General features: G+C 56.8%; 3 protein-coding genes. All 3 read left to right on the forward strand.

Annotation, left to right across the window (positions count from 1 at the left end; all coding sequences use genetic code 11):
- Positions 1–203: 203 nt before the first annotated feature.
- From CW742_RS10975 to porA, 3 genes are read left to right on the forward strand one after another with little or no spacing between them, the layout of a single operon-like run.
- Positions 204–746: a pyruvate ferredoxin oxidoreductase subunit gamma gene (locus CW742_RS10975; protein WP_292420332.1), complete on the forward strand. Its 543-nt coding sequence runs from the start codon at positions 204–206 to the stop codon at positions 744–746.
- The gene (locus tag CW742_RS10980; RefSeq protein ID WP_292420333.1) at positions 746–1,006 is read left to right on the forward strand and encodes a 4Fe-4S binding protein; all 261 of its coding nucleotides are present in this window, start codon (positions 746–748) and stop codon (positions 1,004–1,006) included. Before CW742_RS10975 ends, CW742_RS10980 begins: the two co-directional genes overlap by 1 nt.
- Complete coding sequence (gene porA / locus CW742_RS10985; protein WP_292420336.1) at positions 1,007–2,164, forward strand: pyruvate ferredoxin oxidoreductase; 1,158 nt, start codon at positions 1,007–1,009, stop codon at positions 2,162–2,164.
- Positions 2,165–2,224: the final 60 nt, after the last annotated feature.

Consider the following 2,224-nt stretch of genomic DNA (forward strand, 5'->3'; position numbering starts at 1 on the left):
CCTCACCACGACCGGAATGTCAGCACAAACGGGTATCCCGAGCCGACGTTGGGATCAGATCAGCATTATTAATAGTGATAAATTACCACATTAATGCGCAATAATTTCGGGTATCGCCATATGACTGCCGGGTGTAAAGTCATGATAATTTACACATCCGGTCGCTTCCGTATCATGGAAATCTGATAATTGGGGATTTTTCCTTGAAAGAGCTACGTATCCACGGCAGGGGTGGCCAGGGGTCTGTCACTGCTGCCGAACTGATCGCAGTCGCCGCATTCGAAGGCGGCGTCTTTGCCCAGGCCTTTCCGGCATTCGGTGTCGAGAGGCGGGGGGCCCCGGTCCAGGCATTTGTCCGGTTCGACAACAAAAAAATCCGGAAGAGGAGCCAGGTGTACGAACCCGATTACATCATCGTCCAGGACAGCACCCTGATCAAGGACGTGAATGTCTTTTTGGGGGTCAAACCCGGCGGGATCGTGATCGTGAACACCGAGAAGAAGCCGGACTTCAACGTACCGGAAGGCGTGAAGCTGATCACCATCGATGCCACGTCTATCGCCCTCAAGACGCTCGGGCTCCCAATCACGAACACGACGCTCATGGGAGCGTTTGCTGCCGCATCAGGCGAGATCCAGTTCGGCGCTCTCGAAAATGCACTGAAGCACCGCTTCCCCGGTGAACTTGCGGTCAAGAACATCGCTGCGGCAAAGACAGCGTTCGATACCGTGAAGGGGGCTGCATAATGGCGCTTGCAGTCGGCTGCCGTGCCCGCCCCGGGAAATCCCGGGACAACAAGACCGGTTCATGGCGCGTCTTCAAACCTATCTTCGACCATGAGAAGTGCTCGAAATGCGGGATGTGCCGGACACTCTGCCCGGAAGGATGCGTCCACGAGAATGGAGAAGGTCTCTTCGACCCCGATTACACGTACTGCAAGGGCTGCGGGCTCTGCGCAGCGGAGTGTCCCAAGGATGCAATAACTATGAAACAGGAGGAGAAGTAGATGCTGGAAATCACTGAGGGTTCACACGCGGTGGCCGAGGCTGTGCGCCTCTGCCGCCCGCAGGTGGTCTCCGCATACCCGATCACCCCCCAGACCCATATCGTGGAAGCACTCGCGGACTTTGTCGCAAATGGGAAACTCGACGCAGAATACATCACCGTAGAGAACGAGCTCTCCGCCCTCTCGGCCTGCGTTGGCGCCAGCGCCGCCGGCTCTCGCACCTATTCCGCAACAACCTCACAGGGCCTCATGCTGATGGCCGAGGTTGTCTTCAATGCAGCGGGCATGCGCCTCCCCATAATCATGTCCATTGCGAACCGGGCCATGGGTGCACCGCTCTCGATCTGGAACGATATGCAGGACTCGATCTCGCTGCGTGATGCGGGCTGGCTCCACTTCTATGCAGAGGACAACCAGGAGGCAACCGACCTCCACTTCCTTGCCTACAGGGTTGCCGAAGACCCTGCAGTCCAGCTCCCGGCATTCGTCTGTTTCGATGGGTTCATCCTCTCCCATACCTACGAGCCGGTCGACATACTCTCGCAGGAGCAGGCTGACAAGTACCTGCCGGCGTTTGCACCGACTGAGAAGCTGGATGCAAAAGATCCCATCAGTTTCGGCATGTATGCAACACCGGAATATTACCTCGAATTCCGCTATGAGATGAACGAAGCCCAGAAACGGGCAAAGGACGCAATCGTAAAGTACGGAAAAGAGTTCGGCACGCTTTTTGGCAGGGACTATAGCGCCATGATCGAGGAGTACCGGCTTGACGATGCAGAAACCGCGATCGTTGCAATGGGATCGCTCTCCGGCACTGTCAAGGATGCCATCGATGAGATGCGTGAAGAAGGCAAAAAGGTCGGCCTCCTGCGGATCCGGGTCTTCCGCCCGTTCCCTGGAGAAGAGATCGTGAAGGCTCTCGCGCACGTAAAGCGGGTTGCCGTACTGGACAAGAACGTCTCCCTTGGTTCGCGGGGCGGGGCAACTGCGATCGAGATCAGGGATGCGATGTACGGTTCCCCGATACCGGTGAAAGGCTACATAGTCGGGCTTGGCGGCCGGGACATCCGAAAGAAGGATATCAAGAATATCGTTGACCTCTGTGAGAAGGGTCTAGGCGACCAGTTCTATGGCCTGCGGAAGGAGTTGATCTGAAATGGCAGAGAAGCAAAAGACCTGCGATCTCTGTGACTGCAGCCATCGTGCCTGCGGGGG

This window comes from Methanoregula sp. (assembly GCF_002835825.1).
In the GTDB taxonomy this organism is placed as follows: domain Archaea; phylum Halobacteriota; class Methanomicrobia; order Methanomicrobiales; family Methanospirillaceae; genus Methanoregula.

Coding starts and splice junctions, on each gene's coding strand:
- CW742_RS10980 (WP_292420333.1), top strand. CDS start 746: ATGGCGCTTGCAGTCGGCTGCCGTGCCCGCCCCGGGAAATCCCGGGAC.
- porA (WP_292420336.1), top strand. CDS start 1,007: ATGCTGGAAATCACTGAGGGTTCACACGCGGTGGCCGAGGCTGTGCGC.